The organism is Enterobacter sp. WP_7_1 (genome assembly GCF_003688535.1).
GTDB classification, from domain to species: Bacteria; Pseudomonadota; Gammaproteobacteria; order Enterobacterales; family Enterobacteriaceae; genus Enterobacter; species Enterobacter asburiae.
The window spans coordinates 1,245,766-1,268,230 of record NZ_REFK01000001.1 but is presented as its reverse complement, the minus strand read 5'-3'; the positions used below and the strand labels follow the sequence as shown (position 1 = coordinate 1,268,230).

Here is a 22,465-nt window from a genome sequence, read left to right as displayed (position 1 = left end):
ATATCCTGATTTAGCGAAAGAATTAAGCCGGCAGTGCCGATCATTGTCGCATGTTTAGGCAGTCAGTTGAAGGGAATGCCATTTTTAAGGATAGATGCTCTAGAATAATTGATAGAACTTATTGAATTCAATAATATTTTAGAAATTGTAAGATAATTTTAATCATGCTAACGTGAATGCAAAATCACTGGAGAAAGTCTTATGAAACTCGCGGTATATAGCACAAAGCAGTACGACAAAAAGTATCTGCAACATGTTAACGAGGCTTACGGGTTTGAGCTTGAATTTTTCGACTTTCTGCTGTCCGAAAAAACCGCCAAAACGGCGCACGGCTGTGAAGGCGTCTGTATTTTTGTTAACGACGACGGCAGTCGTCCGGTGCTGGAAGAGTTGAAAAAACAGGGCGTGAAGTATATCGCCCTGCGCTGCGCGGGCTTTAATAACGTGGACCTCGACGCGGCCAAAGAGCTGGGTCTTAGGGTGGTGCGCGTCCCGGCGTACTCCCCGGAAGCGGTCGCGGAGCATGCGATTGGCATGATGATGTCGCTCAACCGTCGTATTCACCGCGCTTATCAGCGTACCCGTGACGCCAACTTCTCGCTGGAGGGGCTGACCGGCTTTACCATGTACGGCAAAACCGCGGGCGTGATCGGCACCGGTAAAATCGGCATCGCCGCCCTGCGCATTCTGAAAGGCTTCGGCATGCGTCTGCTGGCGTTCGATCCGTACCCGAGCGCCGCTGCGCTGGAGCTGGGCGTGGAATACGTCGACCTGCCGACCCTGTTCTCCCAGTCTGACGTGATCTCCCTGCACTGCCCGCTAACGCCGGAAAACTACCATCTGCTTAACCAGGCCGCGTTTGACCAGATGAAAGATGGCGTGATGATCATCAACACCAGCCGCGGCGGGCTGGTTGACTCTCAGGCCGCTATCGAAGCGCTGAAAACCCAAAAAATTGGCGCGCTGGGGATGGATGTGTACGAGAACGAACGCGATCTGTTCTTTGAGGACAAGTCGAATGATGTGATCCAGGACGACGTGTTCCGCCGCCTGTCTGCCTGTCACAACGTGCTGTTTACCGGACACCAGGCGTTTCTGACTGCCGAAGCGCTGATCAGCATTTCAGAAACCACGCTGGGTAACCTGCAGCAGCTGGAAAAGGGCGAAGCGTGCCCTAACGAACTGGCATAAGCGTGACGCCGGGTGGCGGCTATACCCCACCCGGCGTACTGTCTGTTTCCCAGGTCCGGTGCGCAAAGCACCACCATAGCAGAACGGCCACCAGCGCAATCGCGCTCAGGACGCTGAATGCCGTGGCAAATGAGTAATGACCCGCAATCGTGCCGGTTAACGCCGGACTCATGGATGCCCCAACCCCCTGCATCAGCATCACCACGCTCTGCCCGGCATTGACGTGCCCGCTTCCGCGCAACAGCACCACGATAAACGACGGTACCACCACGCCCAGGATCCCTGCGGCCAGCCCGTCGAGGATTTGTACCGGGATCATCATGAGCGGCGCATCCGTCGACGCCGCCAGCGCCGCGCGCACCGGCATCACCAGCAGCGCCAGCATAATTAAGCGCCAGTAGCCGTAGCGGTCTATTCGGTTAGCGACCCAGATGGCGACGGGGATCATCACGGCCTGGGAGATGATAACGGTGCCCGCCGCGTACAAACCGGGGTTGATCGAGGCGGGCGCGGCGGCCACCCTCATGCTCAGCATCGGCAGCAGCGCGGCGTTCGCCAGGTGAAAGAGCAGCAGCGTCAGCCCGGTGACAAACAGCGCCCTGTTTTTAATCAGCATGGCAAAGCCGGGAACCGGCAGGCTCGTGGAAGAGGACAGCCCGCGCGCCGCGTCGTTATCAATATCCCCGTTGCGAATGGCAAGCAGCGCGCAGAGCGTTAACAGCGTGGTACAGGTCATCAGAAGGAAAATCCCGCCGACGCCCCAGTACCACGCAATGCCGCCCGCAATCAGTGCGGTAACAAAGTTGCCGCCGTGATTGAACGCCTCATTTTTGCCCATCTGCGCGCTGAACCCGCCCTGACCGGTCAGCCCCAGGGTAATTCCGGCGATCAGCGGACCGACAAACGCCGCACAGATACCGGAGACAATTTGCGAAACAGCGACAACAGCGCTCTGCTGGCTAAACCAGAGCAGGAGCGTGCTAAGAGTGATGAGCAGGCACACCAGCGCCAGCACGGTACGCTTGCTGCGTGAGGTGTCGGTGATGAATCCCGCCGGCAGCGTGGCCAGTAATCCCGCCAGCCCACCTGCCGTCATCAGGATGCCGATATCATCAGGGGTCCAGTGGCGTTCGGTCAGAAAAATACCGAGAAAAGGACCTAGGCCATCGCGGACATCCGCAATGAAAAAACTTGTCAGGCATAATGCCCGCAGCGAACGAAGAGACATACTGCCTGCCTTTGTCTGTTATCGCCTGTAAAAAAGAAAATGTAGTATACCGGGTATTTTTGAAAATCAGATGACGTCTTAAAAAACATGCTTTCCGAACTTAAACAATTCATAACGGAGTCTGTTTTTTCGCTTTACTCATTATCGGCCCTGACTATACTGGCAATAAATTTTCACAGGAGTCCTTCGTTGGAAAGTTATTTTACAGTCGATACGAAGGTAAGCTAGCGCGATTTTCTCGCTGCTTACCTGAAACGGTGGGCAGCAATCCTCTTTAAGCGATTGTATCCCGACACAGTAAGAACCACTCAATTTGTGGGGCATCGCATGTTCATGTTTACTCATTCACTCTTTCCGCCACCGTTGTCCTGACACGCTTAGCATTTAAACGGCGTTATGATGTGCTTAGCAAAGCACTGACGCTTATTATTTAATAACGTTAACAGGCGACAGACTGATGTTCCCTTATATCTCTCATCTGCTCGCAGCGATGCTGCTGGGCGCAATTATTGGCGCGGAAAGACAGTGGCGCCAGCGTATGGCCGGGCTTCGTACCAATGCACTGGTTGCCACGGGTGCGGCAGTATTCATTTTAAGTTCGGTATCGACTTCTCCTGATAGCCCGGGGCGTATCGCAGCGCAGATTGTCTCCGGAATCGGCTTTCTTGGCGCTGGCGTCATTATGCGTGAAGGAATGAATATTCGTGGTTTGAATACCGCCGCAACGCTGTGGTGCTCGGCCGGAATTGGCGTACTGTGCGGATTAGGCCAGTTCTGGAATGCCGGCATGGCCAGCCTAATTATTCTCTGCGCTAACATATTGCTTCGCGAAGCCGCGCAGCGAATTAATCAACTGCCCGTGCTTCATGAAGGCGAAAAATGCTATGTCCTTAAAATCACCTGCAATGATGAGCATGAAGATGCGGTGCGGCAAAGCATCGTAGATATGGCGAAAGAGTTGACGTTAAGTCTGAAAGCGATTTATTCCGCTACTGCGCAAACAGAAGGTAAAACTGAAATCCGGGCGGAGGTGATGACCCGGGAGGAATACCGAAAATTGCTCGATCTGATTATGGGTAATATGGGCGGAAATAAAATTATCGCGTCCGTCAGCTGTCACGCAATATAAAACCTAAACCGGGCGTTACGCCCGGTTTAGGCTTTGCCGTTTAGCCGGAAACGAACGGTGATGCGGAGATATTCATAAAGCTGTGCTGATTTTAGCCAGGCGTTTCATCATCTCCGTCGTCAGGCCGAGCTGCTCGCTGCCCATAAGATGGGACAATTCTTGCTTAGCGGATTGCCAGACCGGGATGAGCTCCTCAAGCAGACGCCAGCCCTCAGCTGTCAGCGTGAGTCGTTTCCCTGCACGTCCACGGCCTCCAGCCGAATCGATAATGCCGCGCGATTCCAGACTGCGGATATTTCGACTCAGCGTGGTCGCATCCACCCCGGCTCTGGCGGCGAGTTCCGCAACGGTTTCATTTGGGGAACCCCCGATGCCAACCAAAAGGCTGAACTGCTCGGCGGTCAGCTCAAACGGTCTGAAGCAGGCATTGTAATAGCGCGTAATAGCCCTTGCGGTAGCGCGCGCCTGAAACCCAGGGCAGACTTCCGGGATGGTCTTCAACAGCGCAACATCAATGTTGTTCATCATTTCATCTCGACAATCAATGCTAAAGTTAATACTGTATATACATTATTTACCATGTTAAGGAACGACTATGCCAGCCTTTGTTCATATCAACTTACGCGTTATTGATCCAGCCAGACAGGCCAGCCTTGCCCCCCGCTTCACGTCTGCATTAGAAGAGGCAGGAGGTAAAATCGTTCATTTTGGTGCTGTCGCACAGCTCCTGGAAGGGGAAGTGGAGCCGTTACCCTATGCGGGCATTTTTGAATTCCCTACCCTGGAGCAGGCCCTTGCCTTCTATCATTCGGAAAAATATGCGCCGATTAAGGCTGAACGCCAGCTCGCCCAGGAGGCGAGAATGTTCATTGTCTCGACGGAATGACAGCCAGGTTCGACTGTACGCATATCACATAACCGAAATTTGTACTCGTTATGACAGCTTGCTCTCTGTTTTCCTGAAATTAACGGTCTACCCTGATTTGTGTGAAAAACACTCAGGAGGGACAAATGTATAACTCAATTTTGGTTCCAATTGACATTTCTGAGGATAGCCTGACGCACATGGTTATCCCCTTCGTTCAGGCACATACAGCACTTAACACAGCTAAAGTTCACTTTCTTACTGTCATTCCATCGCTTCCGTATTATTCATCATTAGGCCTGGCCTATTCGGTAGAAATGCCGAAGCTGAAAGAGTTCCAGCACGCGGCCTTAGCGAAGCTGGATGAAATCGTTAAGCAATTCAAAATCCCTCCCGACAAGATACAGACTCATGCCTTGACGGGATCTCCAAAAGATCAAATCCTTAAGCTCGCTGACACGATCGATGCCGACCTGATTATCATCGCTTCCCACAAACCTGACATATCGACATATCTGTTGGGTTCGAACGCTGCGGCAGTGGTTCGGCATGCGAAATGCCCTGTCCTGGTCGTGAGATAGAAAATGGCGTTTACGCCCGTGGATGCGAACGGATAGCGGATAACAAAAACCGGGCGCGATGCCCGGTTTTTCATTTACGCAGCCCTGAGTGAAAGCGCGATTTAGAGATTTACTCTGTTGGCGTTTAAATTTAAGTCCGTAATGGCGGCCGGTTTTCCAAGCAAGTAGCCCTGGACTTCATCACATTTATTTTTTTTCAGAAAAGACAGCTGTTCCGCGGTCTCCACCCCTTCTGCGGTTACCGCCATGGAATAGGCTTTCCCCAGGTCGATAATTTTCTCCACGACTGACTGGTTCTGCGGCGAGTCACCGAGGGTAAAAATAAAGCTCTTGTCGAGCTTAAGCCCGTCAAACTGAAACTTCCGCAGATAGCTCAGTGAGGCGTAGCCGGTACCGAAATCGTCAATCAGAATGCGGACGCCCATTTTTTTGAGAGACTTCATGGTCTGCAAGGTTTTTTCAGGATCGGAAAGCGTAACGTTTTCAGTGACTTCAATTTCCAGCCGGTTGGGTTCAAGCCCTGTTTCGCGAAGGATCTCTTTTATCCTTTCGGCAAGATCGCTTGCCTGGAATTCGATAGCAGAAATATTGACGGAGACCGATAATCCCGGCAATTTATCTTTCGTCTCCGCACAGGCTTTGCGTATGACCCAGTTGCTCAGGCTAATAATCAGCCCGGTTTCTTCTGCCAGCGGGATAAACTGATCGGGCATTATGGTCCCCCGAGCCGGGTGCTGCCAGCGAACCAGCGCTTCGACGGCATCAATAGTAGAATACCGGAGGTTATAACGCGGCTGGTAAACCAGGTAGAGCTGTTCTTCGCGAATTGCGGTCTTGAGTTCTAATTCCAGTTTCCTGCGTTCGGTCAACTTTTCCGACATATCCGGGCGATAATAGACCCATCGGTTTCTGCCGGATTGTTTCGCCTGATACAGCGCAATATCCGCGTAGCGTAGAAGATCGTTTGCGCTGCTGCTATCCCGGGGAGCCAGCGCAATGCCCATGCTTACGCCTATCGCCACATCATTGCCCTCAATGGCGAAAGGACGGTTAAGGTCTTGCACGATGCGACGACACACCTCCTCAATCTGGTCTTGCTGGCTGGTGTTGCCGAGGAGAAGCATAAATTCATCCCCTCCCTGCCGTGCGACAAAGTCACCTCGACGAACGCAATTTTTAAGACGTGAAGCGACCTCACCAAGCAGAGCATCGCCGGTGGAGTGCCCGAAAATATCATTGACGGGTTTAAACTTGTCTAAATCAAGGCAAATCATGGCAAAGGGATAATGGTTAAGGTCTTCTTTCGCTAACTTGCCAGCCAGAAATTCCTTAATATGATACCGGTTCGGCAGACCGGTTAATTCATCATGGCGTGACAGGAACTCCACGCGTTTTGTTGCTTCAACTTCCTGAGAGACGTCGGTTGCCGCGCCTCGCAACACCACCGTTCCATCAGGCTGAGCAGAAAATTTTGCCAGAAGCGTGCAATATGACGTGGTTTGTTGCGCGTGAGTATAAGGGCAGTTTTTAAATTCAAAGCGTTCGGTTAAGTCCCGCTGCCTTGAGCAGTCATGTGATAATCCGCTTGTCGACGGAAAAAGTTCATCCAACCTGCGGCCTATCCATTTGCTATTTTCATATCCCGTTATTGTAGAAAAACGCCCCGATAGCCACGTTATCCTTAACGATAAATCTGTTTCCCAGAACCAGTCGCTGGTTGTTTCACTGACGTCCCGGAATCGTTTTTCACTCGTAATAAGATTCAACCGCGCCTGCTCGAGGAGAAACGTATTTTCATCAAGCATTCTCGCCTTGTGCATAATATGGCGCATTAATATCACCGTCATCGATACCGTCAGAACGACTGAAAGAATGAGTAATGGCAAAAAATAAATTATTAACGCCTGCCCGGGATTTTCACCGTCCCAGATAATTTTCACATCCCCATTCTGGGTGCTTAAGGTAAATTCTGTCTGATTATTTATTTGAGAAGTGACTGTAGCGGGAGAAGTACGAACGTTCTGGATACCGGCATCCTGCCCAATCGTGAGGAGTTTTCTAGCCGTTAACTTGTCTATAAACACCATTGTCGAAGGTTTTCCGGGTAGGGTTTGTACGCTCGAATCATCACCCGTCGTTATCCATTGCGCAGAAACAATGGCCGGAACGGAATCGATAAGCGTCAGCACAGAAACCGGCGATCCATTTTTGATGCTCGTTTCACGCAGTAAACGGTCTTTTGTTGATTTATCTAACCAGCGCTCCAGATCCTGAAGCTTCAGTTTCCCGTCAACCACGCTGTATCGCGTGCTCCCTTCCGGGGAGAGAACAAACACCCCTTCGTAGCCAAAGTTGTCATACAGGGACTTACCCAGGTTCTGCTTATCCCATGCCCAGTGAACGTCAGTGTTCAGATGAAGATGTTTGTAGGCATCTCCCCACTCGGCATTGTCTTTCAAATGACTTCGCATGCTTTCCTGGCGAGTATCCAGGGCTTTCCTTAACAAAAATTCATCGTGCGTGTCGCTGATTTCATTCACATTATCTTTTATTATTAGCAGGGAAATTATTGCCGCAATAAAAATACTTATCAACAACGTTACAATATAGGTAAAGGTTTTATTTATCAGGCCTTTAGAAGGCTCGGTATCGGTGAAGCCCGGATTGTTCAGAGGTAGGGTCATCTTTCGCCTTCTTAACTGCTACTACGTCGATTTTTATGCCACTTTCATTTATCGGCACAAAATAACAAAAATTTATAGCTAAAAATCTGAGGCTAAAGAATATTTGATTTTTCCAACCCAGATCAAATTATTAATCATTAACTATTTTACCGTCTAAACGGTGTCAATAAGATATTTAACCTGGCATAATACTTAACCCAACATTTATATTTAAAAAAGAATATATATACTCCACAAGCATAACTATTTTATTGGGATCGCTTTCACTCTGTTATATTAAGACCTGATATCAGGTCGCAGTTTTATTCATCCCGCTTTGGCGAGGCTGCGGGGGCGGCATACCAGTTTTCTTTCGCGACCATTACGCTTCCTTCAGGCTGCATAACAAAGTTTGGCGACATGATCTGGACATTGAATTCGTTGAACACATCCTGAATGTGAGTGAAGAGCTCATTTCGCGCGACGGCTAGCGACGTATCCGGTCTCAGCCTGACCTGCAGCTCATAGGCTATGTACCAGTCCATCAGCGCCAGCTGCCGCACCAGTGGTGGAATCGTAAGATCAACGCAATGGGTCCGCTTCGCGGCCAGCTCAAGCATGGCATGAACCTGCCGCCAGGGCGTGTCGTACCCGATGGTGACGCTTACGGTTAGGTTGATACTGCCATCGTGATTTTGCGCGCTGAGGTTCGTTATCTTGCCACTCACCACAACGGCATTGGGTACGGTAACAATATAGTTTTCTCGCGTAATAATTTTGGTGGCGAGCATACCGATTTCACTCACCTTACCTTCGTTATCCGCGATTCGTATCACATCGCCTTTGCGCAGCGCGCGCGAGTAAATAAGCACCAGACCACTCATGGCATGATTCATCACGCCTGCCGATCCCAGGGTCAGCATCAGGCCAAAAAATACGCTTATGCCTTTAAAGGCCAGCGAGTTTGCACCCGGTAAAAAGGGATAAGCCGCAGAGAGCGCGAACAACCACACCATCACGGAAATAAGTTTTCGCGTCGCGCCGACGGTTTCCGGATGAAGGCCCGGTAACTGTAAACGCCCGGCCTCAACCTGATTGAGGATCACTTTTAGAAGTTTAAGGATTAATGCGGTAATGAAGAAAATGATAAGAACAATCGACAACCCTGGTAATGCGGACGCCATCGCTAAGGCAATCTGTCGTATTACATGCCACGACCAGTCGCCTAATGATGTTGCCCAGACGCGCGTCCAGGGAAACAGGCTAAAGGCCCAGCTAAGCCAACCATAAAAGCTAAAATCACCACAAAACACATCAGCAAGCCATACAGACGGGCTTCAATGACGCCTGTAAATCGACGCCAGTTTTGAGGTATCCAGCTTCGTTTTTCGGCTACCCGGCGGCGATAATATCCTCTCACCCATCTCCAGGATCGCAAAGCAACGTAACTAAGCATCAACCATGCCAGGAAACCGGCCGCGGTCTTCGCAGCGGAAAGCGCAAGCCACTGAGTATCATATTGGTCGCGAAGCAAGGTACGCTGCGCTTCCATACGCGCCAGGACACGTTGCGCAGCCTGGTCTAACGTTAGATCGTCCCCTTCATCCAGATCCGATTCGGTCAGCAGCATGACCGGCTTAGCGTTCATTACGAACAGTCTGCCTTGCTGGTTGTAGCGCGTGACAGGAATGATTTTCAGCGGTTCACGAACATCTTCCTGCGTGAAATTTCGCAAGGTATCCCGAATGCGTAATACGCGTTCTTCTGGCGTGGTGAAACCGAACTTTGCCTGCAGCATAACGATGGGCTGATGGAAAATATAAACCGTCCGCGCACGTTCTTGTTCCGTAGGTTCGAGCCGGGGTTCAGCCGATATGGCGCTGAATGAGAGAAAGAAGACTGAGACGATTAAAGAGCTTATCAGAGATAGCACTACTTTGTTCATGTCTACCATCCAGAGCAGTCACGCCATCGTTTAAAACCGGGCTACACGCCCGGTTCTGTTTTCTGCCCAAAGGGCTCTATTCGCTCAACCCGCGGTTTTCTAGCATCGGTTCAATTTTCGGATCGTGCCCACGCCAGTTGCGATACAGTTCAGCCAGATCCGTGCTGTTACCACGGGACAAAATCGCCTCGCGGAATTTTTGCCCGTTTTCACGAGTCAGGCCGCCCTGTTCGACAAACCACTGATATCCATCGTCCGCCAGCATTTGCGTCCACAGGTAGGCGTAATATCCCGCCGCGTAGCCGCCGCCGAAAATATGGGCAAAATAGCTGCTGCGATAGCGCGGGGGTACGGCGGGCAGATCCAGCCCCTCTTTTTTAAGCGCTGCTGCTTCAAAATCCTCTACGCTCAAAACGGCCTCACCGATGCCGTGCCAGTTCATGTCCAGCAGCGCGGCAGCCAGCAGTTCCGTCATGTCATAACCCTTGTTGAAATGGGTCGCGTTGAGCATGCTTTCCCGCAGCGCGTCCGGCATCGGTTCACCGGTTTCGTAATGGCGGGCGTAGTGGGTAAACACCTGTGGATGACTGGCCCAGTGTTCGTTGATCTGCGACGGGAATTCAACGAAATCGCGCGGCGTATTGGTCCCGGAAAGCGTGGCGAAATGCTGGCTGGCAAACAGACCGTGCAGCGTATGGCCGAACTCGTGGAACAGGGTGATCACGTCATCCCAGGAGAGAAGCGCAACGCCGCCGTTAGCCGGTTTTTGGTAGTTACAGACGTTGTAGATCACCGGACGGGCAGCAAGCTCGAAGGATTGCTCGACGAAATTCCCCATCCAGGCCCCGCCCTGCTTGGAATCGCGGGCAAAGAAGTCGCCGTAAAACAGCGCCATGCCCTCACCGGTGTGGTCGAAAATTTCCCAGACCCGGACGTCCGGGTGATACAGCGGAATATCGAAGCGCTCCACAAAGCGGATGCCAAACAGCTGGCTTGCGGCCCAGAATACGCCATCGTGCAATACGGTATTGAGCGCAAAATAGGGTTTGATTTGCGATTCATCGAGGGCATATTTTGCCTGACGCACGCGCTCGGCGTAAAAAGCCCAGTCCCAGGCCTGCACGGTGAAACCGCCCTGCTCGTCATCAATCACTTTCTGAATATCGGCCTGCTCGCGCTCTGCCCGGGCGCGGGCGGCGGGCACAATGCCGCGCATAAAGGCCAGCGCGGCGTCCGGGGTTTTCGCCATCTGGTCGGCGATACTCCAGCTAGCGTAATCCTCAAAGCCCAGCAGGCGGGCCTGCCGCGCACGTAGCGCCGTAAGGCGGAGGATCAGCTCGCGAGTGTCGTTTTGATCCCCTTTCTGGGTGCGCGTCCAGCCTGCATTGAAAAGGTTTTCGCGGGTCTGACGATTGCGCAGCGCGGAAAGCGCGGGCTGCTGGGTCGTGTTCAGAAGCGGGATCAGCCAGCGATCGTTTAGCCCTCGCTCTGCGGCAGCCTGCGCCGCGTCGGCAATCTCGCTGGCGCTGAGCCCGTCAAGCTGATGCGCGTAATCCACTACCAGGCCGCCCGTCTTGTCGGCAGCCAGCAGACGCTGGTTGAACTGGCTGGTCAGGGTGGCCGCCTCGGTATTCAGCGCCTTCAGCTCAGCTTTTTCCGTTTCATTGAGACGCGCGCCGGCCAGAATAAACCGCTGATACGTCTCCTCGACCAGCCGGCGGGATTCGGCGTCCAGCACGGCACGGTCCTGCCAGACGCTCTCCACGCGTGCGAAAAGCGTGTCATTCAGCCAGATATCGTTCGCCAGCGCGGCAAGCTCGGTGGAGAACTGCTCCTCAAGCTCCTGCAGGTACGCATTGGTGTGTGCCGAGGTCATGGCGAAGAACACGCTGCTGACGCGCGCGAGCATGGCGCCGCTTTTCTCCAGCGCCAGCACGGTGTTGGTGAAGTCCGGCGCAGCGGCCTGAGACACAATGGCGTCAACGTCCTCCCGCTTCTGGCGAAGCGCTGCATCGAAGGCCGGGCGATAGTGGCCGTCGTTGATTTCATCAAAATGGGGGGCCTGATAGGGCAGCAGGCTGATTTCAAAAAAGGGATTCGTGGCCGTCATCTTTCACTCCTGAGTACGGGTATTCTCCCAGAGTAGGCCAGGCCGCCATCCCCTGCAACGCCGTCATACAAATGTTGCCTTAACGCACCCTCTGCGGCCGTGCTATGTTAGTACAACACAAAAAGCGTTGAGGAACAGTGAGATGATTATTTTAGTTACCGGGGCAACGGCAGGTTTTGGTGAAAGCATCACGCGTCGCTTCGTCGCCAACGGGCACAAGGTTATTGCCACGGGCCGTCGTCAGGAGCGCCTGCAGGAGCTGAAAGACGAATTAGGCGACAGCATCCTGACCGCGCAGCTGGACGTGCGTAACCGCGCGGCCATTGAAGAGATGATTGCCAACCTGCCTGCCGAGTGGCGCGCCATCGACGTGCTGGTCAACAATGCCGGTCTGGCGCTGGGCATGGAGCCCGCACACAAAGCCAGCGTGGAAGACTGGGAAAACATGATCGACACCAATAACAAAGGGCTGGTCTATATGACCCGCGCGGTGCTGCCTGGCATGGTCGAGCGCAACCGCGGCCACATTATCAATATTGGCTCCACCGCCGGGAGCTGGCCTTACGCGGGCGGCAACGTCTATGGTGCGACGAAGGCGTTTGTGCGCCAGTTCAGCCTTAACCTGCGTACCGATCTGCACGGCACCGCCATTCGCGTCACCGATATCGAGCCGGGTCTGGTGGGCGGCACCGAGTTTTCCAACGTGCGTTTCAAAGGCGATGACGCGAAAGCGGGCAAAACCTACGAAAATGCTAACGCGCTGACGCCGGAAGATGTGACCGAAACGGTCTGGTGGGTGGCGACGCTGCCAAAACACGTCAACATCAATACTGTAGAAATGATGCCAGTCAGCCAGAGTTTTGCCGGACTTAGCGTCCATCGTGGCTAAATCTGCCCTTCCCGGCCTGCGGGCCGGGTCTGTTTCGGGTTAGAAAAGAATGGTAGTATGTTCAGGCTAACTCTCTGAGAAATGACAACTCATGGCCGCTGAATCGCAACTCAATCCCACCCAGCCCGTTAACCAGCAAATCTATCGCATTTTGCGACGTGATATTGTCCATTGCCTGATCCCACCGGGAACGCCGCTTTCTGAAAAAGAGGTGTCCGTGCGATTTGACGTTTCCCGTCAGCCGGTACGTGAAGCGTTTATTAAGCTTGCTGAAAACGGACTGATTCAGATCCGCCCGCAGCGCGGCAGCTACGTGAACAAAATTTCACTCTCTCAGGTACGCAACGGCTGTTTCGTTCGCCAGGCCATTGAATGTGCGGTGGCGCGCCGTGCCGCAACGCTTATCAACGACAACCAGTGTTACCAGCTTGAGCAGAACCTTCATCAGCAGCGTATTGCGATTGACCGTAAGCAGCTCAATGATTTCTTCCAGCTTGATGACGAGTTTCACCAGAAGCTGGCGCAGATCGCGGATTGTCAGCTGGCCTGGGACACCATCGAGAACATCAAGGCCACCATTGACCGCGTGCGCTACATGAGCCTCGATCACGTCTCCCCGCCGGAAATGCTGCTCCGACAGCATCATGATATTTTCAGCGCGCTGGAAAAACGCGACCCGGACGGTGTGGAAAAAGCGATGACGCTGCATCTGCAGGAAATTAGCGAATCCGTGCAGCTTATTCGTCAGGAAAATAGCGAGTGGTTTAGCGAAGAGTAATATTCGCCGCCCCTTTCGGGTGCGGCGGCGTGATTAGCGAACGACTAACACCGGGATCGTGGCGTAGCGCAGAATAGATTCCGCATTTGAACCCAGCAGATGAGTGGTGATGCTCGGGTTTTTCGACCCGATGACAATCGCATCATATTCCCCCTCCTTGCTCAGCTTGATAATTTCATCCCGGACGTTGCCAAAACGCACCATGCTGTGAATATTCTCTGGGGCGATATCGAACAGTCTTTTTAACTCGTTCATTTTCTTACCGGATTCTGCGGTCATATACTCTTCAAACTTTTTTATATCGGCGTTGAACCCGCGCAGCAGAGACCGGCTGCTGGCTGGCAGAATATTGACCAGGGTAATCGACGCGCCCTCAGCCTTTGCAAGGTTTGCCGCGTGGCGAACCGCTTTGTCGCTCAAATCCATTTCAAACACGTCTACAGGCATCAAAATGCTCTTATACATAAGCCTGACTCCTTATTCCGATGAAGGGTTATTTCCTGCACCCAGAATGACATCGGGAATATAAACCAACCCTCAACGCTTCCCTGTCGAAACTATCAGTTAATGAAAATAACGGTCTGCTTTGTAAATTACTGTCCCGAACCGTCAGCGCCCGACGAAATAAAGAAAAAAGTGTGAGTTTGATCAAAAACAAAAACATGAAGCGCGGACAGGCGTATTTATATGCCCCGTGAACGGCAAACCTGAAATAGGGCCGTAACGAACAGGTTAGAGAGGAGAATATACCATGATGACATACGACCGTAACCGCAATGCAATCACCACCGGCAGCCGCGTCATGATTAGCGGCACGGGCAAAACTGGCGTGATTAAAGCGATCCACAGCGACGGGCTGGATGCCGCGCAGGTGCGCCGCAGCAAAACGGTTGAAGTGGAAGGATGCGAAGGTAAGTTCGAGCCGATTGAGCTGATTCGCCTGGGGATGCACTAAGCTGTGCGCAGCCATGCCGCCGCGCGCGGCGGCATGTGCTGAATTACCGTTGAGACACGTACTGCGCGACGGTCGCTTTCGCCCCCTTTTGCAGCAACGACCGGTACGCGGTCATCACCGCAGCAACGAAGCGCGGCTCCTGCGGTAACTCTTTACCAAATATGGCTTCAATGCCGAGCAGCGCGTTAACCCGACTTTCCCCTTCCGCACTTCCCTTCACCGCCGCCTGAATCAACGCCAGCTGCGGATCGCTCACGTCGATGGCGTTACCCTGCTCGTCCACGCCGCCGACATAACGCATCCAGCCTGCCACGCCCAGCGCCAGCAGTGGGAAAGGTTTCTGGTGCACCAGGTGCCAGCGCACGGAGTCCAGCATACGCTGCGGGAGCTTCTGGCTGCCGTCCATCGCGATTTGCCAAGTCCGATGGCGCAGGGCCGGATTGCTGTAGCGGGCAATCAGGAGATCGGCATAGCGGCCTAAATCAACGCCCTTCACTTTCAGCGTCGGGGCCTGCTCGTTAAGCATCAGCGTATGCGCGGCGAGGCGGTAGTTCTCATCTTCCATACAGTCGTTGATATGCTGGTATCCGGCCAGATAGCCCAGGTAAGCCAGGAAAGAGTGGCTGCCGTTGAGCATGCGCAGCTTCATCTCTTCAAACGGGATCACGTCTGACACCAGCTCGGCACCGGCTTTTTCCCACTCGGGACGTCCTGCCACAAAGTTGTCTTCGATCACCCACTGGCGGAACGGTTCACAGGCTACAGCCGCCGGGTCACGCACGCCCGTCAGCTGCTCAATTTTATCCAGCGTATCGGGAGTGACCGCCGGCACGATGCGGTCCACCATGGTTGACGGGAAGGTGACGTTAGCCTCGATCCAGTCCGCCAGCTCACCGTCTACCGCACGGGCGTAAGCGCAGGTCACATTACGCATCACGTGGCCGTTCTCCGGCATGTTGTCGCAGGACATCACGCTAAACGCAGGCAGACCCGCCGCTTTGCGACGCGCCAGCGCTTCCACCACCACGCCCGGCGCGGATTTCGGCTGGTGCGGGTTTTGCAGGTCGGCGACGATAAACGGGTGATCGAGCATCAGTTGCCCCGTCGCCGGTGAGTGGCAGTACCCTTTCTCGGTGATGGTCAGCGAGACAATCGCCACCTGAGGTTCACACATCGCTGCCAGCACGGTCTCCAGCCCGTCAACCTGCGCGTGGAGGGCCTTTTTGACCACGCCAACCACGCGGGATGTCCATGCATCGGCAGACATCTCCGCCACGGTGTAGAGGTTATCCTGCGCGTTCAGATCGGCAATCTGCTGCTCGCCGCCAATCAGGTTAACCTCACAGTAGCCCCAGTCGCTGCCGTGCTCAGCCGCGAGAATGTCGGCGTACACCGCCTGATGCGCGCGGTGAAAAGCGCCGAAGCCTAAATGTACAATGCGTGCTTTAAGGCTTTCGCGATCGTAATGAGGCAGCGTCGCGTTGGCCTGTAATAAGGTGTTTTCCATGATTAAGACTCGTTAATTAGAAAGCCGTGGATCGCTGCCGCGCCTTCTGAAGCGGCAGCGCCTGCTGACTACACCAACTAGAATGGCAGTTGGGGTAAAAAAATAACTGCCATCAACCATACTGATACTGCCGTTTGATATTTTGATTTATATTAACTTTTGCTCATGTGGTGTGACATAAAGATAAAGTTATGTGACAGGTCACGTAAGTTATGAACCATTAGCGCCGGGAGGAGACCGCGCCGTAACCCACGCTCTCTTCTGGTGCGGACTCCGCTGCGTCGTGCGCCGCGCTCAAATCACGGTCGCGTACTTCCGGCATCAGGATCGCCGAGACCAGCCCAATCACGGAATAGGCCACCAGCATGGCGACAATCGGCCACCAGGAGCCGGTCATATTGCAGAAGATCCCCGCCAGCACCGGACCAAAGCCCACCGCCACCAGACCGCCCGCCTCTTTCGAGATAGCCATACGGGTAAAGCGATTTCGCGAGCCAAACATCTCCGCCATGGTGATATTTTCCAGCGCAAACAGCCCCAGCACGGCGAAGTTATGGATAACGATGATCGAGAGCATGATTGTCCCCGGCGCATAGCTCTTATCGACGATGATAGAGAGCATCGGATACGCGAGAAGAATGGCGGAGATATTGAGGATAATGTACGGCAGACGGCGCCCTACTTTATCGGAAAGCCAGCCCAGCAGCGGAATGGAGATAAACCCGAGAATGGAGCTTATCATCAGCGCATCGGTCGGGATGGCTTTATCGAACAGCAGCGTCTGGACCAGATATCCGGCGAGGAACGTCTGGATCAAACCCGAGTTGCCTGCCTGACCAAACCGCAGGCCGGTCGCCAGCCAGAAGGATTTACTTTTCACCATTGAACCCAGCGATGTATCCGGCTGCGCGGTTTGTGCATCGTTCACTTTCTCAAACACCGGGCTCTCTTTCAGGTTCATTCGCAGCCAGATGGCGAAGATCATCACCACGACGCTGGCGAGGAACGGCACGCGCCAGCCCCAGGCAATCAGTTCTTCACGGTCGAGGGCAAAGAACATCACCGCCCAGATCGCCGTGGCGCTCAGCGTTCCGCAGTTAGTGCCCATCGCCACCAGCGAGGAGATGATGCCGCGTTTGCCTTTCGGCGCGTACTCCGCCAGCATGGTTCCGGCCCCGGAAATCTCCGCCCCGGCCCCGAGCCCCTGAATAATGCGCAGCGTCACCAGCAGAACCGGGGCAAAAATCCCGATCTGCGCATAGGTTGGCAGGACACCAATCAGCGTGGTGCAGATCCCCATCATGGTGATGGTGATAAACAGCACCTTCTTACGACCAATGCTGTCGCCCATTCTGCCGAAGATAAAGGCGCCGACAATACGTGCTATGTAGCCTGCGCCGTAGGTCCCCATCGCGAGGATCAGCGCCATTGCGGCTGACTGTTCCGGGAAGAAGATCTCGTGAAAGACCAGGGCAGCCCCCAGCGAGTAAAGCTGAAAGTCCATAAACTCCAGGGCGGTGCCCAGCCAGCCGGAAACGGCGGCTTTCACCAGATCGGAGGTAGTTCTTTGAGGTTGTGCTTGCGTCATAATGGCTATCTCTGAAGGGTAAGATGCGTACCACATAGAGCCTGTCTGCGCAGGCTCTTAACCGCGTAAATGATTATTGCCCGAACGTGAGCAAGACTTTGCAGCACTGCCGCTGGTCTTTCTCAAACAGTTCAATGGCGTCTGTTACATGGTGATAGTCAAAGGCATGAGTGATCAGTTTTTCCGGGTCGATCAGCCCCTTCTTCAGCCAGTCGATGACGACCGGGAATTTGTTGGCATTGAGGCGCGAGGAGAAGATCGCCAGCTCTTTGCCGGTGATGCCCTGCTGGACAATCTGGCTCGGCTCGCTGGAGAACCCCATCAGCACGATACGCGCCGCCGGCGAGGCCAGGGTAATCGCTTCCTGCAAAATCGCCGGATGACAGGCGGCATCAATGATTAACGTCGGTTTGATGCCCTTTTCGTCCAGCGCGGCCTGCAGCGACTGCTCGCCGTTGTTCAACACCCAGTCCGCGCCGCTGCGCTGGGCCATTTTCAGGCGTTCATCAATGCGGTCAACCACGATAACCTGCTTCACCTTATAGACGCCCTTCAGCGCCTGCACGGTGACCAGCCCCATCGGCCCTGCGCCGTAAATCAGCGCGACGTCCTGCTCGCTGGGACTGGCCTGCCCCGTCACGTTGGCGGCGATGGTGAAGGGCTCAACCATGACGGCGTGTTTATCCGGAATGTCATCCGGGATAGGCCAGGCATTTTTAGCGGGCACTGCCGCATATTCGCTGAAGCCCCCGTCGCGGTGGACGCCCAGCACCACCAGCGAGGTGCAGACGTTCGGTTTTCCGACGGAACACGGGTAGCAGTGTCCGCAGCTGATCACCGGATCAACCGAGACGCGCTGGCCCAGACGGGCGCTGTCTACGCCCTCGCCCACGGCGTCAATGACGCCAAAGAACTCGTGGCCGATCGTGCGTGGATACTTCGCAAACGGGTTATGGCCGCGATAGATGTGGCTGTCCGAACCGCAGATCCCCGCCAGCGTGATTTTGACGCGAACTTCGCCTGCACCTGGCGCCGGGCGTGGCCGCTCTTCAATCACCAGTTCGTTCGGCTGTTGAATCACTACGCTTTTCATCGTTCGCTCCTCGTTTACCAGTTCCACAGCGTGCCGTCTTCAAGACGGGCCACCGGCAGATAGGCCGGATCGTAGGGGTATTTCGCCGCCAGTTTTTCATCAAACTCGATGCCCAGTCCCGGCTTGTCGCCCGGATGCATATAGCCGTTATCAAAGCGCCAGCTGTGCGGGAAGACTTCCAGCATCTGTTCGGAATAGCCCATATATTCCTGTACACCAAAGTTTGGCACCCACAGGTCGAAATGCAGCGCGGCGGCGTGGCATACGGGCGAGAGATCCGACGGGCCGTGCGAGCCGGTGCGCACCTGGTAGAGCGAGGCGAAGTCCGCGATGCGACGCATCCCGGTGATCCCGCCCGCGTGGGTAATGGTGGTGCGGATATAGTCGATGAGCTGCTCTTCGATGAGCTGCTTGCAGTCCCAGATGCTGTTGAATACTTCGCCCACGGCAATCGGCGTGACGGTATGCTGGCGGATCAGGCGGAAGCAGGCCTGGTTTTCCGCAGGCGTTGGATCTTCCATCCAGAACATGCGGAATTCTTCAATGCTCTTGCCGAAGCGCGCCGCTTCGATTGGCGTCAGGCGGTGGTGCATGTCATGCAGAAGATGTTCATTGAAGCCGAATTTACTGCGCACCGCGTCGAACAGCTTCGGTGTGAAATCGAGGTATTTTTCGGTCGACCAGAGCTGCTCTTCCGGCCAGTCGCCTTTGGTCGCAGGCTCGTAGGCCAGCCCCTTCCCTTTGGCCATGCCGTAGGTGGTTTTCATGCCCGGCACGCCGCACTGGACGCGGATCGCCTTAAAGCCCATCTCTTTATGGCGGGCGTAATCTTCCAGCACGTCGTCAATGGTGTGACCGGTGGTGTGGCAGTAAACCATCACGCCTTCGCGGGATGCGCCGCCCAGCAGCTGGTAGAGCGGCATGTTGGCCGCTTTGGCCTTGATGTCCCACAGCGCCATGTCCACGGCGGAGATGGCCGACATGGTGACCGGGCCGCGACGCCAGTAGGCACCCTTATAGAAGAACTGCCAGATGTCTTCGATGCGGTGTGCATCGCGGCCAATCAGCTGCGGGCAGAGGTGGTCTTTCAGATAGGAAGCAACGGAGAGCTCACGCCCGTTCAGCGTAGCGTCACCGAGGCCGACAATCCCCTCGTCGGTGGTGATTTTAAGGGTGACAAAGTTCCGCCCCGGGCAGGTAACAAACACGTCAGCCGCGACAATCTTCATAATTCCTTTCCTTACATCATTCGTTGTGATGCTGGAAATTTACCCATCAACCCTACTACCATACAAGTATAATGATCATAAAATCGGCTAACGATCACAAAACAGGGGGCTCAGGCCCGCCCCCATCCCGCCACAATAATCAGCATGCCGCACAGGGCAATCAGCGCGCCGGCCCAGTCGTAGGCGCTGAGCTTGACGCCGTCCACCACGCGTAGCCACAGCAGCGCGGTACAGACATAGACACCACCGTAAGCGGCGTAGACGCGGCCGCTGGCAGCCGGATGCAGCGTTAGCAGCCAGACAAAGAGGGCCAGCGCGACGCTTGCCGGGATGAGCAGCAATACGGACCCTCCCTTCTTCAGCCAGAGCCAGGGCAGGAAGCAGCCGATGATTTCGCATAGCGCGGTAGCAAAAAAAAGCAGCGTCGTTTTGAGCATATTTAACGTCAGGTGAGGATCTATTTAGACATCATACCCGATAATGTCCTTTACTTTTCCATACTTGCTCCGCGGGTATGCCGTCATTTCTCTTTGGTGTAGAATCTGTTCGGGGTAACTTGATTATCTGCACCCATTTAAAAGGAAACGCTATGACCACATTAAGCAAACGCCTTTGTCTGACAGCCCTGCTGGCGCTGTCATCGTTCGCTTTTGCCGCCTCTGCGACAGCGGAAACCAGCAAGCTCATTATTGAGTCTGGTGACAGCGCGCAAAGCCGCCAGAACGCCGCCATGGACAAAGAACAATGGAATGACACCCGTAACCTTCGTCAGAAGGTCAACAAACGTGCTGAAAAAGAGTGGGACAAAGAAGATGTCGCTTTTGACGCGCGCGATAAGTGTCAGCAAAGTGCAAACGTCAATGCCTACTGGGAGCCAAACACCCTGCGCTGCCTGGATCGCCGCACTGGCCGCACGGTAGCCCCATAATGTCGGCGCCCTGCGACATTAAACTCCGTCCGCTGGAGCGTGAAGACCTGCGCTTCGTCCACCAGCTCGACAATAACGCCAGCGTGATGCGCTACTGGTTCGAAGAGCCTTACGAGGCCTTTGTTGAGCTGTCCGATCTCTACGATAAGCACATTCACGATCAGAGTGAACGTCGTTTTGTGGTGGAGTGTGAAGGCGAGAAAGCCGGTCTTGTGGAGCTGGTTGAAATCAACCATGTTCACCGTCGGGCGGAGTTTCAGATCGTTATTTCCCCTGAGCATCAGGGAAAAGGCCTTGCCTCACGGGCAGCGAAGCTGGCGATGGATTACGGTTTCAACGTTCTGAATCTCTACAAGCTCTATCTGATTGTGGACAAAGAGAACGAGAAAGCGATCCATATCTACCGCAAGCTGGGCTTTATGGTGGAAGGCGAGCTGATTCACGAGTTCTTTATCAACGGTGAATACCGCAATACCATTCGCATGTGCATCTTCCAGCATCAGCATCTGGCCGGGCACAAGCCGTCAGGCGCCAGCCTGCTGAAGCCTACCGCGCAGTAACCTGCGCGGTTTTATTCTCAGTAGTATTCAATCGTGTTTTTGATGGTGTATTTGTGCTCAACGGCAGGTTTGACGCTGTCGTCCGTGATCGTCAGGTCACAGCTCACCGGATTATTGTGTCGATCGTAATCGCAGCTCTGCTTCACGTTGCCCAGCGGCTTGTCATTCAACATGCTCACTGCCGAGTAATCCATCCTTTTGCGAACGTCTTTAGACGGCGTCGACTGGACGGACAGGTGCTGATCGCCGGAGACGGTGGTTTTGCCCAGCGGGTAGCCATCCGCATCGTAGCGATACTTCACTTCCATCTCTTTGCCGTGCGCCGCCACCACAAAACCGTTGTCGTCGGTATCCCACGTTATCCCGGCTGACGGCAGTTCGGCCAGCTGGCATTTCCCCTGCAGCTTCACTTTGCGCTGCTGGGTTTCCGCATCAAGGTAGTAATTGGCATCCAGCACCAGCGCCACGCCGGTATTGGCCTCCAGATCGTGCAGCTCCAGGGTATCGAAACACCCTTCCGTAGACACGGTGCCGGTGACCCGTTTGGACACTTCGCCCTTCTCGTTGAGCAGCGTCTGGGTGAAGTTTTTCACCGGGCCGCGCAGCGGGTCAAAATCAAATTCGTTCGAAAAACTCGCCATTTCGGGCGTAAACGACAGCGGCGCGGAGCTGTTGTCGCACCCCACCAGTGTTGCTGCCAGTAGCGTTATCGCTGCGTATTTCTTCACATTTATTACCGTACAGGGAGATTATTCCCAATCATATTAGCAAATACAGTTGTTTACACGAAGCCTGCTAAAATTAATCTCTACACAGAGAAAAGGAGCTACAGATGAAACGGTTACCCTGGATTACCGCCCTGCTGTTAATGAGTGCCTCAACGGCCGCGCTGGCGGCACCGGATTCCTGCGAACGTGTTAAAAGCGACATTCAGCAGAAAATTATCAACAACGGTGTGCCTGAATCAGGTTTTACGCTGAGCATTGTGCCGAACGATCAGGCTGACCAGGCGGGCACGCAGGTGGTAGGCCACTGCGCCAACGACACTTTTAAAATTTTGTACACCCGTACAGGCAGCGGGGCTGCTGAAGCTCAGTAATTTACCCTCAATCCCCTTTGATTTGATGAGGATTAAGATCTAATACCCCCAAATCAGTAACACTCACCCCATCATTAGCCCGGTTATCATTTCGGGAAAAATAATACGTAATTATAATGATGGGGTG

21 protein-coding genes and 1 pseudogene are annotated in these 22,465 nt (G+C 54.1%); 10 read left to right on the top strand and 12 right to left on the bottom strand.

Annotated features, from left to right (window positions below):
• The first annotated feature begins 201 nt into the window (after positions 1-201).
• Entirely contained in the window at positions 202-1,191 is a 990-nt protein-coding gene (locus BJ885_RS06290) for a 2-hydroxyacid dehydrogenase (RefSeq protein ID WP_023311563.1), read from the top strand.
• 19 nt (positions 1,192-1,210) lie between these two features.
• Here BJ885_RS06290 and BJ885_RS06285 read toward each other — a convergent pair whose 3' ends face one another.
• A complete protein-coding gene (locus BJ885_RS06285) occupies positions 1,211-2,419 on the bottom strand; it encodes an MFS transporter (protein ID WP_121931408.1) in 1,209 nt (402 codons plus the stop codon).
• Between the two features lie 457 nt (positions 2,420-2,876).
• Between BJ885_RS06285 and BJ885_RS06280 the strand changes: the two genes are divergently transcribed.
• On the top strand, positions 2,877-3,548 hold the full coding sequence (locus tag BJ885_RS06280) for an MgtC family protein (protein ID WP_047647885.1): 672 nt from the start codon (positions 2,877-2,879) through the stop codon (positions 3,546-3,548).
• A 72-nt stretch (positions 3,549-3,620) separates the two neighbouring features.
• Here the strand turns inward: BJ885_RS06280 and BJ885_RS06275 are convergent, their stop codons facing one another.
• Positions 3,621-4,076 (bottom strand): MarR family winged helix-turn-helix transcriptional regulator, encoded by a 456-nt coding sequence (locus tag BJ885_RS06275; protein ID WP_233468621.1) that lies wholly within the window; start codon positions 4,074-4,076, stop codon positions 3,621-3,623.
• A gap of 67 nt (positions 4,077-4,143) precedes the next feature.
• On the opposite strand from BJ885_RS06275, the gene BJ885_RS06270 reads away from it, so the two are divergent.
• Positions 4,144-4,434: a DUF1330 domain-containing protein gene (locus tag BJ885_RS06270; RefSeq protein ID WP_047647886.1), complete on the top strand. Its 291-nt coding sequence runs from the start codon at positions 4,144-4,146 to the stop codon at positions 4,432-4,434.
• 125 nt (positions 4,435-4,559) lie between these two features.
• On the top strand, positions 4,560-4,994 hold the full coding sequence (gene uspF, locus BJ885_RS06265) for a universal stress protein UspF (protein ID WP_029739413.1): 435 nt from the start codon (positions 4,560-4,562) through the stop codon (positions 4,992-4,994).
• A 101-nt stretch (positions 4,995-5,095) separates the two neighbouring features.
• Here the strand turns inward: uspF and BJ885_RS06260 are convergent, their stop codons facing one another.
• From BJ885_RS06260 to dcp, 3 genes and pseudogenes are all read right to left on the bottom strand, one after another.
• Entirely contained in the window at positions 5,096-7,678 is a 2,583-nt protein-coding gene (locus BJ885_RS06260) for an EAL domain-containing protein (RefSeq protein ID WP_121931407.1), read from the bottom strand.
• A gap of 302 nt (positions 7,679-7,980) precedes the next feature.
• Positions 7,981-9,602 (bottom strand): annotated as a pseudogene (locus tag BJ885_RS06255) (mechanosensitive ion channel family protein).
• Between the two features lie 76 nt (positions 9,603-9,678).
• On the bottom strand, positions 9,679-11,712 hold the full coding sequence (gene dcp, locus BJ885_RS06250) for a peptidyl-dipeptidase Dcp (protein WP_121931406.1): 2,034 nt from the start codon (positions 11,710-11,712) through the stop codon (positions 9,679-9,681).
• 142 nt (positions 11,713-11,854) lie between these two features.
• Here dcp and ydfG point away from each other — a divergent pair, with 142 nt between their 5' ends.
• Together ydfG and BJ885_RS06240 are read left to right on the top strand one after the other, a co-directional pair.
• Entirely contained in the window at positions 11,855-12,601 is a 747-nt protein-coding gene (gene ydfG, locus BJ885_RS06245; RefSeq protein WP_023311558.1) for a bifunctional NADP-dependent 3-hydroxy acid dehydrogenase/3-hydroxypropionate dehydrogenase YdfG, read from the top strand.
• A 91-nt stretch (positions 12,602-12,692) separates the two neighbouring features.
• Positions 12,693-13,379, top strand: a complete 687-nt coding sequence (locus BJ885_RS06240) for a GntR family transcriptional regulator (protein ID WP_023311557.1) — start codon at positions 12,693-12,695, stop codon at positions 13,377-13,379.
• A 33-nt stretch (positions 13,380-13,412) separates the two neighbouring features.
• On the opposite strand, the gene BJ885_RS06235 is transcribed toward BJ885_RS06240, so the two are convergent.
• On the bottom strand, positions 13,413-13,844 hold the full coding sequence (locus BJ885_RS06235; RefSeq protein WP_029739402.1) for a universal stress protein: 432 nt from the start codon (positions 13,842-13,844) through the stop codon (positions 13,413-13,415).
• A gap of 286 nt (positions 13,845-14,130) precedes the next feature.
• On the opposite strand from BJ885_RS06235, the gene ydfZ reads away from it, so the two are divergent.
• Positions 14,131-14,334: a putative selenium delivery protein YdfZ gene (ydfZ, locus tag BJ885_RS06230; RefSeq protein WP_014883679.1), complete on the top strand. Its 204-nt coding sequence runs from the start codon at positions 14,131-14,133 to the stop codon at positions 14,332-14,334.
• Positions 14,335-14,377: 43 nt separating this feature from the next.
• Here ydfZ and BJ885_RS06225 read toward each other — a convergent pair whose 3' ends face one another.
• The 5 genes from BJ885_RS06225 to BJ885_RS06205 all read right to left on the bottom strand — a co-directional run bounded on the left by BJ885_RS06225 (position 14,378) and on the right by BJ885_RS06205 (position 20,188).
• Positions 14,378-15,841: a mannitol dehydrogenase family protein gene (locus tag BJ885_RS06225; RefSeq protein ID WP_121931405.1), complete on the bottom strand. Its 1,464-nt coding sequence runs from the start codon at positions 15,839-15,841 to the stop codon at positions 14,378-14,380.
• 220 nt (positions 15,842-16,061) lie between these two features.
• A complete protein-coding gene (locus BJ885_RS06220; RefSeq protein WP_121931404.1) occupies positions 16,062-17,429 on the bottom strand; it encodes an MFS transporter in 1,368 nt (455 codons plus the stop codon).
• A gap of 73 nt (positions 17,430-17,502) precedes the next feature.
• On the bottom strand, positions 17,503-18,522 hold the full coding sequence (locus BJ885_RS06215; RefSeq protein WP_121931403.1) for a Zn-dependent oxidoreductase: 1,020 nt from the start codon (positions 18,520-18,522) through the stop codon (positions 17,503-17,505).
• A gap of 14 nt (positions 18,523-18,536) precedes the next feature.
• Complete coding sequence (manD, locus tag BJ885_RS06210) at positions 18,537-19,751, bottom strand: D-mannonate dehydratase ManD (protein WP_063145672.1); 1,215 nt, start codon at positions 19,749-19,751, stop codon at positions 18,537-18,539.
• Positions 19,752-19,861: 110 nt separating this feature from the next.
• On the bottom strand, positions 19,862-20,188 hold the full coding sequence (locus BJ885_RS06205) for a YnfA family protein (protein ID WP_021241222.1): 327 nt from the start codon (positions 20,186-20,188) through the stop codon (positions 19,862-19,864).
• A gap of 152 nt (positions 20,189-20,340) precedes the next feature.
• Here BJ885_RS06205 and BJ885_RS06200 point away from each other — a divergent pair, with 152 nt between their 5' ends.
• Positions 20,341-20,679 carry a DUF1283 family protein gene (locus BJ885_RS06200; protein WP_023335541.1) on the top strand — a complete coding sequence of 113 codons (339 nt, stop codon included), beginning with the start codon at positions 20,341-20,343 and terminating at the stop codon, positions 20,677-20,679.
• Positions 20,679-21,239, top strand: a complete 561-nt coding sequence (gene speG / locus BJ885_RS06195; protein WP_121931402.1) for a spermidine N1-acetyltransferase — start codon at positions 20,679-20,681, stop codon at positions 21,237-21,239. Before BJ885_RS06200 ends, speG begins: the two co-directional genes overlap by 1 nt.
• Positions 21,240-21,256: 17 nt before the next feature.
• Here speG and BJ885_RS06190 read toward each other — a convergent pair whose 3' ends face one another.
• Entirely contained in the window at positions 21,257-21,967 is a 711-nt protein-coding gene (locus BJ885_RS06190) for a YnfC family lipoprotein (RefSeq protein WP_121931401.1), read from the bottom strand.
• Positions 21,968-22,071: 104 nt separating this feature from the next.
• Here BJ885_RS06190 and BJ885_RS06185 point away from each other — a divergent pair, with 104 nt between their 5' ends.
• Positions 22,072-22,338 carry a DUF1161 domain-containing protein gene (locus BJ885_RS06185; RefSeq protein ID WP_048976916.1) on the top strand — a complete coding sequence of 89 codons (267 nt, stop codon included), beginning with the start codon at positions 22,072-22,074 and terminating at the stop codon, positions 22,336-22,338.
• Positions 22,339-22,465: the final 127 nt, after the last annotated feature.

Coding starts and splice junctions, on each gene's coding strand:
- BJ885_RS06290 (WP_023311563.1), top strand. CDS start 202: ATGAAACTCGCGGTATATAGCACAAAGCAGTACGACAAAAAGTATCTG.
- BJ885_RS06285 (WP_121931408.1), bottom strand. CDS start 2,419: ATGTCTCTTCGTTCGCTGCGGGCATTATGCCTGACAAGTTTTTTCATT.
- BJ885_RS06280 (WP_047647885.1), top strand. CDS start 2,877: ATGTTCCCTTATATCTCTCATCTGCTCGCAGCGATGCTGCTGGGCGCA.
- BJ885_RS06275 (WP_233468621.1), bottom strand. CDS start 4,076: ATGATGAACAACATTGATGTTGCGCTGTTGAAGACCATCCCGGAAGTC.
- BJ885_RS06270 (WP_047647886.1), top strand. CDS start 4,144: ATGCCAGCCTTTGTTCATATCAACTTACGCGTTATTGATCCAGCCAGA.
- uspF (WP_029739413.1), top strand. CDS start 4,560: ATGTATAACTCAATTTTGGTTCCAATTGACATTTCTGAGGATAGCCTG.
- BJ885_RS06260 (WP_121931407.1), bottom strand. CDS start 7,678: ATGACCCTACCTCTGAACAATCCGGGCTTCACCGATACCGAGCCTTCT.
- dcp (WP_121931406.1), bottom strand. CDS start 11,712: ATGACGGCCACGAATCCCTTTTTTGAAATCAGCCTGCTGCCCTATCAG.
- ydfG (WP_023311558.1), top strand. CDS start 11,855: ATGATTATTTTAGTTACCGGGGCAACGGCAGGTTTTGGTGAAAGCATC.
- BJ885_RS06240 (WP_023311557.1), top strand. CDS start 12,693: ATGGCCGCTGAATCGCAACTCAATCCCACCCAGCCCGTTAACCAGCAA.
- BJ885_RS06235 (WP_029739402.1), bottom strand. CDS start 13,844: ATGTATAAGAGCATTTTGATGCCTGTAGACGTGTTTGAAATGGATTTG.
- ydfZ (WP_014883679.1), top strand. CDS start 14,131: ATGATGACATACGACCGTAACCGCAATGCAATCACCACCGGCAGCCGC.
- BJ885_RS06225 (WP_121931405.1), bottom strand. CDS start 15,841: ATGGAAAACACCTTATTACAGGCCAACGCGACGCTGCCTCATTACGAT.
- BJ885_RS06220 (WP_121931404.1), bottom strand. CDS start 17,429: ATGACGCAAGCACAACCTCAAAGAACTACCTCCGATCTGGTGAAAGCC.
- BJ885_RS06215 (WP_121931403.1), bottom strand. CDS start 18,522: ATGAAAAGCGTAGTGATTCAACAGCCGAACGAACTGGTGATTGAAGAG.
- manD (WP_063145672.1), bottom strand. CDS start 19,751: ATGAAGATTGTCGCGGCTGACGTGTTTGTTACCTGCCCGGGGCGGAAC.
- BJ885_RS06205 (WP_021241222.1), bottom strand. CDS start 20,188: ATGCTCAAAACGACGCTGCTTTTTTTTGCTACCGCGCTATGCGAAATC.
- BJ885_RS06200 (WP_023335541.1), top strand. CDS start 20,341: ATGACCACATTAAGCAAACGCCTTTGTCTGACAGCCCTGCTGGCGCTG.
- speG (WP_121931402.1), top strand. CDS start 20,679: ATGTCGGCGCCCTGCGACATTAAACTCCGTCCGCTGGAGCGTGAAGAC.
- BJ885_RS06185 (WP_048976916.1), top strand. CDS start 22,072: ATGAAACGGTTACCCTGGATTACCGCCCTGCTGTTAATGAGTGCCTCA.